Raw genomic sequence first — 12,924 nt, 5'->3', positions numbered from 1 at the left:
TGCCGCCCGCCTTCCGCGCCAATATGGGCCCCGGCGCCCGGGCCCGCGCGCTGGCCGCGCTGGAGGCCGGGCGGCGCCTGTTCGTCGCGCGGCTGGCGCTGGGGCAGGGGGCGGTGCTGGAGAACGCCGTCGGCGCCTGGCTGCACGAGGCGGCGGAGGTGCTGGCCAGCCGCAACCTGCCCGACACCACGCCGCCCTCGATCGAGCTGCTGTTTGCCAGCGGGTTGGCGCTGCCGGCGCTGGCCGCGCATGCGGCGGGGCTGGACCCGGCCGGGCAGGTGCTGCACGAACTGTCCCTGCTGCCCGAGATCGCGCCCCTGCCGGCGCCCGAGGCGGCGCCGGAGGCCACCGAATCCGGCCCCGTCACCATGCGGGTGCGGCAGGAGACGATCGACGGGATCATCAACCTGCAGGCCGAGCTGCGCGCCGCCGCCCTGGCCCTGTCCGAAGCCTTGCAGGAGGGTGGCGCCCGCACCGCGATCAGCCGGCTGGCGGCGCTGGAGCAATGGCTGCCCGGCGGCATCGCGCCGCAGATGGCGCAGGCGCTCGACCGGCTGCGCCGCCACCAGGACACGCTGGACGCGGCCGAGAGCCGCCTGACCCTGTCGCTGCGCCGGCTGGACGATGCGGTGCTGGAGCTGCGCGTGGTCCCTGTCGGCACGCTCTTCGCCCGGCTGCCGCGCGTGGCGCGCGCCGTGGCGCGCGCCAGCGGCAAGGAGGTGGAGCTGCTGCTGGAGGGGCAGGAGGTCGCCATCGACCGCTCCCTGGTGGAGGCGCTGGCCGACCCGCTGCTGCATCTGGTGCGCAACGCCGTCGATCACGGGCTGGAGCCGCCGGCGGCGCGGCTGGCCGCCGGCAAGCCGGCGCGCGGCACGCTGCGCATCTCCGCCGCGCGCCGCACGGGGCAGATCCGGGTGCGCGTCAGCGATGATGGCGCCGGCATCGACACGCGCCGCGTGCTGGAGCGTGCCGTGGCGCGCGGCCTGGTGGACGCCGCCGAGGCGCCGCATCTGCCGCTGGCCGATATCCACGCCCTGCTGTTCCGTCCCGGCTTCTCCACCGCCGAGACGGTGACCGAGACCTCCGGCCGCGGCGTCGGCCTCGACGTGGTGCAGGAGGCGGTGCGCCGCGCCGGCGGCACGCTGGAGGTGGCGAGCGAGCCCGGCCAGGGCACCAGCTTCACCCTGCGCCTGCCGCTGACCGCCGCGGTGCAGAACGTGCTGCTGGTGGAGGTGGCGGGCCACCCCTACGCCCTGCCCGCCGGGCGGGTGGAGGCGGTGCTGGAGCCCGGCGCGGCGCTGCCGCCGGGGACGGAGCTGCACCGCCTGGCGGCGCTGCTGAACCTGCCCGCCGCGGCGGCGGCCGAGGGCGGGGTGGTGATGCTGCGCAGCGGCGGCCGGCTGCTGGGGCTGGCGGTGGACCGGGTGCAGCGCCGCTCCGACCTGCTGCTGCGGCCGCTGCACCCGGCGCTGGCGGCGCTGCCCGGCATTGGCGGCGTGGGCGTGCTGGGCAATGGCGAGCCGGTGGTGCTGCTGGAGCCGGACGGGCTGTAGCCCGCCGCCCCCGCCCGCATTCCGCCCACCAGGAGTTCTGACGGAAACACATGGCCTTCTCCTTCCCCGACCGGACCCCCGTGCCGCCCCGGCTGATGGCGCATCCGGCGCGGCTGGTGCCGGCCATCTTCCTGCTGGCCATCCTGCTGGGCACCGCGCTGCTGATGCTGCCGCTCGCCAGCGCCGACGGCACCGGCACCGGCTTCCTGACGGCGCTGTTCACCGCCACGTCGGCGGTCTGCGTCACCGGGCTGATCGTCGTCGACACCGCCACCCACTGGTCCGGCTTCGGCCGCGTGGTGATCCTGCTGCTGTTCCAGCTGGGCGGCTTCGGCATCATGAGCGGGGCGACGCTGCTCGGCCTGCTGGTGGCGCGGCGGCTGCGCCTGGGCACCCGGCTGGTGGCGCAGGCCGAGACGCGCGGCCTGGCGCTCGGCGATATCAGCGCGGTGCTGCGCCTGGTGCTGGCCACCACCCTGGCGGTGGAGGCGGTGGTCGCGCTCGCCCTGGCCTGGCGGCTGCGCGCGGCGCTCGGCCTCGGCTGGGCTGACGCCGCCTGGCACGGGCTGTTCCACGCCGTCTCCGCCTTCAACAATGCCGGCTTCTCGACCTTTTCCGACAGCCTGGTGCGCTTCTCGCAGGACCCGCTGGTCCTGGGGCCGGTCGCCGCGGCGGTGGTGATCGGCGGCATTGGCTGCCCGGTGCTGTTCGACCTGCGGCGCGACCTGCGCAACCCGGCGCGCTGGACGCTGCACACCAAGCTCACCCTGCTGGGCACCGCGATCCTGCTGCCGGCGGGGTTCGTGGCGGTGCTCGGCTATGAGTGGACCAATCCCGCGACGCTCGGCGCGCTGCCGCCGGCCGACCGGCTGAGCAACGCGGCCTTCCATTCCGTGATGCTGCGCAGCGCCGGCTTCAACGCGCTGGATGTCGGCCAGATGCGCGACGAGACGCTGGCGGTGAGCTACGCGCTGATGCTGATCGGCGGCGGCAGCGCCGGCACGGCGGGGGGCATCAAGGTCACCACCTTCATCCTGCTCGGCCTGGTGGTCTGGGCGGTGGCGCGCGGCGAGCCCGACACCGCCGCCTTCGGCCGCCGGGTGCCGCATGAGGTGCAGCGCCAGGCGCTCAGCGTCGTGCTGCTGGCGGTGGGGCTGGCCGGGCTGGCGACGCTGGCGCTGCTGAGCCTGACCGACCTGCCGCTGCGCGACGTCATCTTCGAGGCGGTTTCCGCCACCGCCACCGTCGGCATGTCGACCGGTGTTACGCCGGATCTCCCGCCTGCTGCCCAGGCGGTGATCGTCGTGCTGATGTTCATCGGCCGCGTCGGCAGCATCACGGTCGCCACCGCCCTGGCGCTGCGCGGCCGGCAATCCCCCTATCGCTATCCAGAGGAGCGCCCCATCGTTGGCTAGGCAACCTTCCGACGACGCCATCGTGGTGATCGGCCTCGGCCGCTTCGGCGGCGCCGTCGCGCAATCCCTGGCCGAACTCGGCCACGACGTGCTCGGCATCGACGAGCGGGCCGAGATCGTGCAGGGCTGGGCCGACCGGCTGACCCATGTGGTGCAGGCCGACAGCACCGACAGCGAGACGCTGCGCCGCCTTGGCGTGCGCGACTTCCCGCGCGCCGTGGTGGGCATCGGCACCGATATCGAGGCCAGTGTGCTGACCGTGCTGGCGCTGACCGAGCTCGGCGTGCCGGACATCTGGGCCAAGGCGCTGAGCAGCAAGCATGGCCGCATCCTGGAGCGGACCGGCGCGCACCACGTCGTCTATCCCGAGGCGGAGATGGGGCGCCGCGTCGCGCATCTGGTGGCCAGCAGGCTGATCGACTTCATGGAGCTCGGCGATGATGTCGCGATCGGCAAGACCCGCGCGCCGGCCTCGGAACTCGGCAAGACGCTGGCCGATTGCGCGCTGCGCAAGCGCCACGGCATCACCGTGGTCGGCGTGAAGCGGCCGGGGCGCGACTTCGTACACGCCACGCCCGAGACGGTGCTGGGCCCTGGCGACGTGCTGGTGATCTCGGGCACCACGCAGCAGGTGGAGGCGTTCGCGGCGCGGAGCTGAGGGAGGGCAGGGCGGGCCGGCCACCGCCATGGCCGCGGCCGCATTCATGCCGGCACCGCCCCCGTTGCGCGGGCAGAGGCTCCGTCACCGGCGCATTGCGCGGGCGCGGTGCGACTGAGCCCGGATTCGGGCCGCCGCCGCGTCCGGCGAGGCGGTGGAGCGTGACGCGGCACCCGCTCCCTCAGCCGCCTTCCGCCGGATGCCCCTGGCCAGAACAAGGAAACCCGCCTCGCGGCGGGTTTCCCAGCATCAGGGCCGGCCGCGGCGATCAGCCACGGTGCGCCATGGCCATGAACTCCCGGACGTTGCCCGTGTTCTTCGTCAGCAAGCTGACCGAGACGATCGCGACCAGGGCCGCGATCACCCCATAGAGCGCCGGATTGCCCAGCACGGTCAGCCCGAAGAGCTCAGGCACGTTCGAGAAGCGCGCGAAGGTGAAGGACAACGACACGACCAGGCCGACGAGCAGGCCGGCGATCACGCCTTCCTTCGTCAAGCCCTTCCACCACATCGCCAGGATCAGCACCGGCGCGAAGGTGCTCGCGGCAATGCCGAAGCACATCGCGACGAGAATGGCGACGTTCTGGTCCTTGAGCCAGATCGATGCCGCCAGGGCGATGCCGGTCAGCACGGCGGCCCCGACCTTGGCGAACACGAGACGCTCGCGGTCGCTGCTGTTGGGGCGCAGCACCCCCGCATAGACGTCATGCGAGAGGCTGGTGCTCATCGAGATCAGCAGGCCGACGGAGGTGCTGAGCATGGCGGCCATCGCGCCCGCCGCAATGAAGCCCAGCACCACCTCACCGCCCAGCTGCATGCCGAGCAGCGGGATCGCCATGTTGGTGGCGCGGCCGCGCTGTCCAGCCTGCAGCATCTCGATCAGGTAGGGATACAGAATCGTCATCGTCGCGTAGCCGACGAACAGCACGGCGATGTAGAAGACGGCGAGGCCGATGATGGTGAGCTCGGCGCCCTTCTTGGCGTCCTTGGCGTCCTTGACCGTGTAGAAGCGGATCAGGATGTGCGGCAGGCCTGCCACGCCGAGCAGCAGGCCGAGAACCAGGCTGAACTGGTTGAGGGCGTTGGGCACGGACACGCCGGGCGTGAGCGCGTTCGGCAGGTTCTGGAACCCGTTGCGGATGGCTTCGGCCAGGGCGAGCGCCCCGTGGGTGGTGCCTCCGGCGGGCGGCGGCAGCTGCGACGCCACCCGGACCGCCGAACTGGGCGGTACCGTGTCCATCGCCTGCGTGATGATGGCGATCGGGTTGCCGCCGAAATAGACGATGGCGGACAGGACCAGCAGCAGCAGCATCGCCACCAGCAGGATCACGCCCTGGATTGCCTGGTTGTAGGTGGTGCCCATCATGCCGCCCAGCACGACCATCAGGCCCATGATGATGGCCGAGACGAACACCGTGGCCAGGTAGTCCCAGCCCAGCAGCAGCTCGAACAGATGGCCGGCGCCGACGATCTGCGGCACCAGGTAGAGTGTGCCGATGACGACCGTGGTCAGCATGGCCAGGAACTTCAGGCTCCTGCCGCCGAAGCGCCCGACCAGGACATCGCCCACCGTGAACTTGCCCGAGCTTTTGAGCGGACCGGCCAGGATGACCAGCACGAAGACCCAGGCGCCGAAGAAGCCGATGGCGACCCACCAGCTGTCGATGCCGGTCAGCGCGATGGCGCCAGCGACGCCGAGGAAGCTCGCGGCGCTGCAATAGTCCCCGAACATGGCCCAGCCGTTCAGCCGGGCGGAGATCTTGCCGCCTGCCACGTAGAAATCGGTAGTATTGGTGGTGTATTTCTTGCTCCACCAGCTGATATAGACGACGGCAAGAAGGCTGATGACCAGGATGGTGAATGCTATGGGGTTGTTCATGGTCAGCTCTTCTGGTCCTGGTTGAGGCACATGCGTGTCACGACAATGCCGACAACGAAAACCAGGATGCCGGTGTAGAAGCCCAGTGGCAGATTCATGATCTCGATCTGCGCGATGTGCTTGAACTCAGGCGTTGCGATCATCGCGGCCACGAAGTAGGCGACACAGAATATCGCAAGCAACTTTATAGCTGACCTCAGCTTGCGACTGGTCGCCTCTTCATCGTAGCTGACGCCACTCGGCGACGAGTAGGCCGTCTCCTCTTTTGATACTCGAGCGTCCTTATAGGCTGTCATCGAGTCTGTTTCCCCCAAACTGACATTGCATACCTGCAATGTCTGGGACAGATTAATCACGCATTGTTGTGCTAGAATCAAGTGTTCTGAGGGGCTTCGCCTATTTTTTAAGGTTGACCGTTGCGAAGGGGTGGATATCGAAATCCACATACTCTGCGGCGGCAGCCTTGGCGTTGCGGCATTGCTTCGCGGTCCAGTCAAAGGGCTTTCGCGTTTCTCGGCTGGCCGCGTCGTGCCGGATGGCTCCAGCAGGCGGCGCTGGTGCCCATTTAAGAAATATTACGTTTATTCCATATTTGAAAAGATTGCGCCGCTTGAAGCGGAAAGGAATAACGAAGCGATATTTCAATCATCGATATCATTGAGAGTTTTGTTGCTGAGTCTCCTCGGCAAGCTCTGGGAATCCCCATGGGATCCGGGCCTTGGCCGGCGGGAGGTGGTTTGCATGGCGGGGAGGCCCATCACCGCTCAATGGCGCATCCGGGCGGGAGGCCGCCTGACGGCCTGGTGCCGTCGCCTCGCAGCGCTGCCAGTGTACCCTGGGCGGGTCAGGGCAGCCTGAAGGCCCCAAGAAGAGGGCGGCATATGCGCTGCGCGAGGCAGGATACGGACGCTTTGCTTCCGATCCTTCGCCGGGGGGCTTCGAGAACCGCATTGCGAGGGTGAAGCAAGGCTGCGCCTGAGAGCATTGCCGCCGGGGGCAATGGCGGATGGGGTGGGATTCGAACCCACGATACCCTTTTGAGGTATACACACTTTCCAGGCGTGCGCCTTCGACCGCTCGGCCACCCATCCAGCGCAGGCGGCGGGGTATAGCAGCCTTTTGGCGGTCGGCAAGGGGTTTCGCGCGGCCAAGCCGCCGCCGCAACGAAGCGGCCGGTCCCGACCGGAGATTTTCCGAAGCCCCCCAGGGGTCCACCGCCGGCCTTCCTGACCCTCCCCCCGGCCAACGCGGCGAGACACGCGCTGGACGCAAGAACGACCCGCGATTTTTTCGGCCCACAGGTCCCGATTTTCCTTGCGAGGGGGGAGGGTATGGCCCCATATGCGCCGCCGTTGACCTGATCGATCACGATCACCCTGGTCATCTTCTGGTGGGAAGGAGCCCGCAAATCATGGACGCTCTCGTTTCTCCGCTGGGGATGGTTTCGGATAACAGCCCGAGCGAAGCCCAGTCTGTTGATACTCACGGCGAGGCGAAGGATTACTTCGTCGAGCGGGACGGTGTGCGCTTCGCCGGCACGCATCTGATCGTCGATCTGTGGGGTGCCACGAATCTCGACGACCCCGCGCACATCGATTCCGTGCTGCGCGAGGCCGCGATCGAGACCGGCGCGACCATCCTGCACGGCCATTTCCACCACTTCTCCCCGAATGGTGGCGTCTCCGGCGTGCTGGTCCTGGCCGAGAGCCATGTCTCGATCCACACTTGGCCGGAGCGGTCCTATGCCGCGCTGGACATCTTCGTCTGCGGCATCTGCAACCCGTATCTCGCGGTGCCGGTGCTGAAGAAGGGCTTCCAGCCCGAGCGGGTGCAGCTCGCCGAGCACAAGCGCGGCCTGATCGGCTGACGCCCGCCTGACACCTGGCTGTCACGTGACGCCGTGGAGGGCGGGGCCTTAGGGTCCCGCCCTCTTCGTATCTTCCCGAGGATTTTCCTGATGCCGACCGATTCCTGGGTCAACGAGACCCTGTACCCCGATTGGGGCCAGCGCTTCCTGGTGAAGCGCGAACTCGCCCGCGTGCAGAGCGAGTTCCAGGACATCATGATCTTCGAGAGCTACAGCCACGGGCGCGTCATGCTGCTCGACGGCGTCACGCAGATCACCGAGAAGGACGAGTTCGTCTACCAGGAGATGCTGACCCATGTGCCGCTGCTGGCGCATGGCGAGGCCAAGCGCGTGCTGATCATCGGCGCCGGCGATGGCGGCGTGCTGAAGCGCGTGCTGCAGCACCGCAATGTCGAGAAGGCCGTGATGGTCGAGATCGATGGCGAGGTGATCCGCCTCTGCAAGGAGCACATGCCCGACATCGCCGGCGACGCCTGGAACGATCCGCGCGCCGAGGTGATCGTGGGCGACGGCATCGATTACGTGCGCAAGGCCGAGGCCGGCAGCTTCGACGTGGTGATCGTCGATTCGACCGACCCGATCGGCGTGGGCGAAGTGCTGTTCACCGACGAGTTCTACGCCAATGCGGCGCGGCTGCTGTCGGATCGCGGGCTGATCGTGAACCAGTGCGGCGTGCCGGCGATGCAGGCCGAGGAGCTGGCCGAGACCTCGCTGCGCCGGGGCAAGGTGTTCCCGGACATCTGGGCCTATGTCGCGGCGGTGCCGACCTATGTCGGCGGCTTCATGACGCTGGGCTGGGCGGCGAAGGACGCGGCGCTGCGCCAGGTGGACAGCGCCACCATCCGCGCCCGCGCCGAGGCCGCCGGCATCCTGGGCCAGACGCAGTACTGGACGCCGGAGATCCACACCGGCGCCTTCAACCTGCCGCCCTATATCAGCAAGCACCTGCCGCAGCAGGGCTGAGCGCCGGCCTCAGCCGGTTTGCGGGCGGGGCAGGAGGGCCAGCAGGCTCTCCAGCTCCGCCCGCAGCGCGTGCAGGGCGTGACGCGCCTCGGCGCCACAGGCGGGGGGCAGGGCCAGGGCGGCGGCGCAGAGCGTCGCCACCTCGCCGTCCAGCCCGGCCATGTCGATCTGCCGTCCGGCCTCGGCCAGTGCGCGGGCCAGGCTCAGCGTCGCGCGCAGCGAATCGGCGGTGGCCAGCACGGCCTGCAAGGCGGTGGGCGGCATCGGCCCAGGCTGCGCCAGACTGGTTAACGCTGGCTTGCCCGGGCGTGCCTCTGCCCGCCGGATGGCCTTAACCTCCTCCTCATGCCTTTTGCCTAGTCTCGGGCCTCCCGCGGAGGCTGCCCGATGGACCTGGCCCATGGACATGAATGAAGCGCTGCGGCTGGTGGCGGCGAACATGGCCGCGCAGTCGCACCGGCTGCTTGGCATGGCGCAACAGCTGAACCGCGCCGCGCCCGATGCCAGGGAGGAGCCGGCCCTGGCCGGCTGGCCGACACCCGGCGCCGATGAACCCGCTCCGGTCAGTGCCGAAAGCCTGGCCTCGCTCCGCGCCAGTCACCGGTTGCTGGGGGAGGCGATCGCGCTGCTCGGTGCGGATGGACGCTGACATCACGCTTTCGTGATGTTACGGTGGCGCATCATGCGTCTCCCTCTCCCTTGGGGCGGTGGCTCGGCCACGGCCCGGACCAGCTTCCTCGCCCTGCTCGACGGTCTGGCGGAGCCGGCGCTGTGGCTGGATGCGGGCGGGCGGGTGAAGCGGGGCAATCCGGCGCTGCGCCAGGCGCTCGGCCCAGCCCTGCTGCCGGTGCAGCCGGATTCGCCGGCGGAGCGGCTGTTCCAGGCCGCCCACCGGCCAGGGCTGCGGCGCTGGCTGGAGGGGGGCGGGGCGCCGCCAGTGCTGCGGCTGGCCGCGCCGGAAGGCCGCGAGGGCATGCCCGTGGCGCCGCACCGCATCGCCCTGCCCGGGGGCGAGAGTGTGCTGGTGCTGCGCAACCTGACGCAGGACCACGCCATGGCCGACCGCGTGGCGGAGGGCGACCGGCTGCAGGCGCTGGGCGTGCTGGCTGGCGGCATCGCGCATGATTTCAACAATCTGCTGGCGGTGGTGCTGGGTGCCACCGAGGATGCGGTGCGGCTGGCCGGGCCCGACGCGCCGCCCGCCCTGCTGACCGAGCTGGCCCAGGTGCAGGAGGCGGCGGGGCGCGGTGCCGCGCTGGTGCGGCAGATGATGGCCTATGCGCGGCAGCAGGTGCTGGCGCCGCGGCTGGTGCCGCTGAACGCGGCGGTGGAGGGCATGGCGCAGCTGCTGCGGCCCTTGCTTGGCCGCTCGGTCACGCTGGCGCTGGAGCTCGATTCGCCGGGCCGGCTGGTGCGCATCGACCCGACGCAGCTCGACCGCGTGCTGATGAACCTGGCGATGAACGCGCACCAGGCCATGCCGCGCGGCGGCCGGCTGGTGCTGCGCACCGGCCGCGCTTTGCTGCTGGAGCCGCAGCAGGAAGGGGCGGAGCGCATTCCCGCCGGGCGCTGGACCGTGCTGGAGGTGGAGGATAGCGGCGAGGGCATCCCGCCCGAGATCCTGCCGCGCATCTTCGAGCCCTTCTTCACCGGGCGGGGCGCGCAGGGCGGCACCGGCATGGGGCTGGCCACCGTGCATGGCATCGTGCGGCAGTCGGGTGGCTATGTCAGCGTGCGCAGCCGCCCGGGCGAGGGCGCCTGCTTCCGCATCCTGCTGCCGCGGGTGGAGGAGGCGGCCGCGCCTGGCCCCGAGGCGGCGCCAGGCCCGGCGGCCACCCTGGCCGCCCCTGGCCGGGTGCTGCTGGTGGAGGACGAGGCGCCGCTGCGCCGCCTGGCGGAGCGCGCCCTGGCCCGCGATGGCTGGGAGGTGATGGCGGCCGAGGATGCCGAGAGCGCGCTGGAGCTGCTCGAGGGCGCCGCCGCGCCGCCGGCGCTGCTGGTCAGCGATGTGGTGATGCCGGGCATGGACGGGGTCGCCCTGGCGGCGCGGGTGCGGGAGAGGCTGCCGGGGCTTCCGGTCCTGCTGGTGAGCGGCTATGCGCCTTCCATGGTGGAGCACGGGCTCTCCGGCGGGGCGATGCAGTTCCTGGCCAAGCCCTACCGGCCGGCCGAGCTGGCTGCGGCGGCACGGCGGGCGGTGGGTGCCGAATTGCCCTTGCAGAACGGCACCATTGTGAACATATAGCGAACAAGAATTCCGGGCCGTGCTTCCGCCTTTCGCTTGCGGCGTGTGGGACCGGCCGGGATGATCGCGTTGCAGGAGAAGGTCCTCCTTCCCGCTTGGCAGTCTCTTCCCGCGCTGGGAAGCTGCGGGGCGCGGCAGAGGCCCGTGAGAGACAGCCGAAGGGCAAAGGGGTTCCCAGAATGGACAAGAACAAGGCGCTGGACGCCGCGCTGAGCCAGATCGAGCGGGCCTTCGGCAAGGGCTCGATCATGCGCATGGGCGCCAAGCAGCAATCCGACGAGGTGGAGGTCATCCCGACCGGCTCGCTCGGGCTGGATCTGGGGCTCGGCATCGGCGGCCTGCCGCGCGGCCGCATCGTCGAGATCTACGGGCCGGAAAGCTCGGGCAAGACCACGCTGGCGCTGCACGCCATCGCCGAGGCGCAGAAGCGCGGCGGCACCTGCGCCTTCGTCGACGCCGAGCATGCGCTGGATCCGGGTTATGCCCGCAAGCTCGGCGTCGATGTCGACAACCTGCTGATCAGCCAGCCGGATGCCGGCGAGCAGGCGCTGGAGATCGCCGACACGCTGGTGCGCTCGGGCGCGGTGGATGTGCTGGTGGTCGATTCGGTCGCCGCCCTGGTGCCGCGCGCCGAGCTCGAGGGCGAGATGGGCGACAGCCATGTCGGCCTGCACGCCCGGCTGATGAGCCAGGCGCTGCGCAAGCTGACCGGCTCGGTCGCGCGTTCCAACACGCTGCTGATCTTCCTGAACCAGATCCGCCTGAAGATCGGCGTGATGTTCGGCAATCCGGAGACCACGACGGGCGGCAACGCGCTGAAGTTCTACGCCTCGATCCGCCTGGAGATCCGCCGTGTCGGGCAGATCAAGGACCGCGAGGAGGTGGTCGGCAACCAGACCCGCGTGAAGGTGGTGAAGAACAAGATGGCCCCGCCGTTCCGGCAGGTCGAGTTCGACATCATGTATGGCGAGGGCGTGTCGAAGGTGGGCGAGCTGCTGGATCTCGGCGTGAAGGCCGGGGTGGTGGAGAAGTCGGGCGCCTGGTTCAGCTGCGACAGCCAGCGCATCGGCCAGGGCCGCGAGAACGCCAAGCAGTTCCTGCGCGACAATCCGGCGATGGCGGACAGCATCGAGCAGCGCATCCGTGCCCAGGCCGGGCTGGTGGCCAGCGCGATGATGGTCGGCCCCGACAGCGAGTCGGACGACGCCGCCGCGGCTGAGTGAGCCGCCGGCCGCCAGCGGCGGCCGGCCCTGACAGAAAAAAGAAGGGGTCCAGGGGAATTCATTCCCCTGGATCTTTTTGTTTTTCCTTGGCCTTACCGCCCCAGCAACCCACGCAGCAGATCCATCGGATTGGCGCGCTCCTGGCTGTTGCGGCGCGGCTGCTGCACTTCGGCCGGCACGGGCCCGGGCCGCCCGTTGCGCGCCACGGCGAGTTGCTGGGCGCAATCCGGCAGGCCGCCCACCGGCCGCCCGGCCAGCTGCTGCGCCAATTGCCCCAGGATGCCGCCCTGGCCGTCGCGCTGCCGCGCCACTAGGTCGCCGACGATGCCCGCCGCCGCTTCCGGCACGCCCGCCGGGTCCAGCCGGTAGCTGGGCGCGGCGAAGCTGCCGCCCACCAGCACCGGCGCGGAGAGGCCAAGCCCGCCAAGGCGGATCTGCGGCAGCAGGCGCAGCGCCAGCCGCTCCTCGCGCAGATCGATCTCCCCGCTGCCGACGACATCGGCCAGGGAGGTTTCCACCAGCATGGCCTGGGGCCGGGCGATGCCGTCGCGCAGGTGCAGGCGCAGCGCCAGGCAGCGCAGCGCGGTGCCGCCCTCGGTGGGGGCGTTGGGCAGCAGCAGGCGGCGCAGGTCGCCGGCCAGGGTGGCGATCAGCCGGTTGTCCACCTGCCCATTCGCCATGGCGAGGGCCAGGGTGCCGTTGCCGCTGGCGGCGATCTGGCGCGTGTCGGCGCCGCTGCCCGAGAGGTCGGCCTCCAGCTCCAGCCTTCCGCTGGCCTGGGCGGGCAGGCCATAGGCCTGGAGCAGCGGGCGCAGGTCCAGCCCGCTGCCCTCATGCCGGAAAGCGAGGCTGAGGCGCGGCACCTCCCCGCTGCCATCCAGGCCGAGCCGGCCGGAGAGGCGGCCGCCGGGCAGGCCGAGGCTCAGCGGCTCCACCGCCAGCTGCCCGTTGCCGAGCTTCATGGTGGCGCGCAGGTCGCGGTAGGTGACGCCGCCGGCCAGGGCCTCGGCCACGGTCAGGGCCAGCTGGGCGTCGAAGCCGCGCAGCGGGGCGGGATCGACCGGCAGGGCGGGGATGACCCGGCGCGGCCCGGTCTGCGGCGCGGCGGGGGCTGGGCGGGG

General features: G+C 70.5%; 13 protein-coding genes and 1 tRNA gene. 8 read left to right on the top strand and 6 right to left on the bottom strand.

The window, feature by feature from the left end; genetic code table 11:
- The 3 genes from HMPREF0731_RS24860 to HMPREF0731_RS02250 form a co-directional block, all read left to right on the top strand.
- A partial coding sequence (locus HMPREF0731_RS24860; RefSeq protein ID WP_007002381.1) for a chemotaxis protein CheA occupies nucleotides 1-1,553 on the top strand: 1,553 nt, incomplete at its 5' end.
- Nucleotides 1,554-1,603: 50 nt separating this feature from the next.
- Entirely contained in the window at nucleotides 1,604-2,968 is a 1,365-nt protein-coding gene (locus tag HMPREF0731_RS02255) for a TrkH family potassium uptake protein (protein ID WP_007002380.1), read from the top strand.
- On the top strand, nucleotides 2,961-3,626 hold the full coding sequence (locus tag HMPREF0731_RS02250) for a potassium channel family protein (RefSeq protein ID WP_007002379.1): 666 nt from the start codon (nucleotides 2,961-2,963) through the stop codon (nucleotides 3,624-3,626). The genes HMPREF0731_RS02255 and HMPREF0731_RS02250 overlap by 8 nt, the downstream gene beginning before the upstream one ends.
- Before the next feature lie 268 nt (nucleotides 3,627-3,894).
- Here the strand turns inward: HMPREF0731_RS02250 and HMPREF0731_RS02245 are convergent, their stop codons facing one another.
- The 4 genes from HMPREF0731_RS02245 to HMPREF0731_RS02235 all read right to left on the bottom strand — a co-directional run bounded on the left by HMPREF0731_RS02245 (nucleotide 3,895) and on the right by HMPREF0731_RS02235 (nucleotide 6,596).
- Nucleotides 3,895-5,505, bottom strand: a complete 1,611-nt coding sequence (locus HMPREF0731_RS02245) for a sodium/solute symporter (protein ID WP_007002378.1) — start codon at nucleotides 5,503-5,505, stop codon at nucleotides 3,895-3,897.
- A gap of 2 nt (nucleotides 5,506-5,507) precedes the next feature.
- Nucleotides 5,508-5,801: a hypothetical protein gene (locus HMPREF0731_RS02240; protein ID WP_007002377.1), complete on the bottom strand. Its 294-nt coding sequence runs from the start codon at nucleotides 5,799-5,801 to the stop codon at nucleotides 5,508-5,510.
- A gap of 100 nt (nucleotides 5,802-5,901) precedes the next feature.
- On the bottom strand, nucleotides 5,902-6,150 hold the full coding sequence (locus HMPREF0731_RS23985; RefSeq protein ID WP_007002376.1) for a hypothetical protein: 249 nt from the start codon (nucleotides 6,148-6,150) through the stop codon (nucleotides 5,902-5,904).
- A 355-nt stretch (nucleotides 6,151-6,505) separates the two neighbouring features.
- Nucleotides 6,506-6,596: transfer RNA gene (locus HMPREF0731_RS02235), tRNA-Ser, on the bottom strand.
- A gap of 320 nt (nucleotides 6,597-6,916) precedes the next feature.
- Between HMPREF0731_RS02235 and speD the strand changes: the two genes are divergently transcribed.
- A complete protein-coding gene (gene speD, locus HMPREF0731_RS02230; RefSeq protein WP_007002375.1) occupies nucleotides 6,917-7,372 on the top strand; it encodes an adenosylmethionine decarboxylase in 456 nt (151 codons plus the stop codon).
- A gap of 90 nt (nucleotides 7,373-7,462) precedes the next feature.
- Nucleotides 7,463-8,335 carry a polyamine aminopropyltransferase gene (speE, locus tag HMPREF0731_RS02225; RefSeq protein ID WP_007002374.1) on the top strand — a complete coding sequence of 291 codons (873 nt, stop codon included), beginning with the start codon at nucleotides 7,463-7,465 and terminating at the stop codon, nucleotides 8,333-8,335.
- 9 nt (nucleotides 8,336-8,344) lie between these two features.
- On the opposite strand, the gene HMPREF0731_RS02220 is transcribed toward speE, so the two are convergent.
- Complete coding sequence (locus HMPREF0731_RS02220) at nucleotides 8,345-8,599, bottom strand: hypothetical protein (RefSeq protein WP_007002373.1); 255 nt, start codon at nucleotides 8,597-8,599, stop codon at nucleotides 8,345-8,347.
- Nucleotides 8,600-8,741: 142 nt separating this feature from the next.
- On the opposite strand from HMPREF0731_RS02220, the gene HMPREF0731_RS02215 reads away from it, so the two are divergent.
- The 3 genes from HMPREF0731_RS02215 (at nucleotide 8,742) to recA (ending at nucleotide 11,803) form a co-directional block, all read left to right on the top strand.
- Nucleotides 8,742-8,984 (top strand): hypothetical protein, encoded by a 243-nt coding sequence (locus tag HMPREF0731_RS02215; protein WP_157135889.1) that lies wholly within the window; start codon nucleotides 8,742-8,744, stop codon nucleotides 8,982-8,984.
- Between the two features lie 33 nt (nucleotides 8,985-9,017).
- The gene (locus HMPREF0731_RS02210) at nucleotides 9,018-10,580 is read left to right on the top strand and encodes an ATP-binding protein (RefSeq protein WP_157135888.1); all 1,563 of its coding nucleotides are present in this window, start codon (nucleotides 9,018-9,020) and stop codon (nucleotides 10,578-10,580) included.
- Nucleotides 10,581-10,759: 179 nt separating this feature from the next.
- On the top strand, nucleotides 10,760-11,803 hold the full coding sequence (gene recA / locus HMPREF0731_RS02205; protein WP_007002370.1) for a recombinase RecA: 1,044 nt from the start codon (nucleotides 10,760-10,762) through the stop codon (nucleotides 11,801-11,803).
- A gap of 92 nt (nucleotides 11,804-11,895) precedes the next feature.
- On the opposite strand, the gene HMPREF0731_RS02200 is transcribed toward recA, so the two are convergent.
- On the bottom strand, nucleotides 11,896-12,924 hold a 1,029-nt coding region (locus HMPREF0731_RS02200), incomplete at its 5' end, for an AsmA family protein (RefSeq protein WP_007002369.1).

The organism is Pseudoroseomonas cervicalis ATCC 49957 (assembly GCF_000164635.1).
GTDB classification, from domain to species: domain Bacteria; phylum Pseudomonadota; class Alphaproteobacteria; order Acetobacterales; family Acetobacteraceae; genus Pseudoroseomonas; species Pseudoroseomonas cervicalis.
This window is presented reverse-complemented; position numbering and strand designations above follow the sequence as displayed.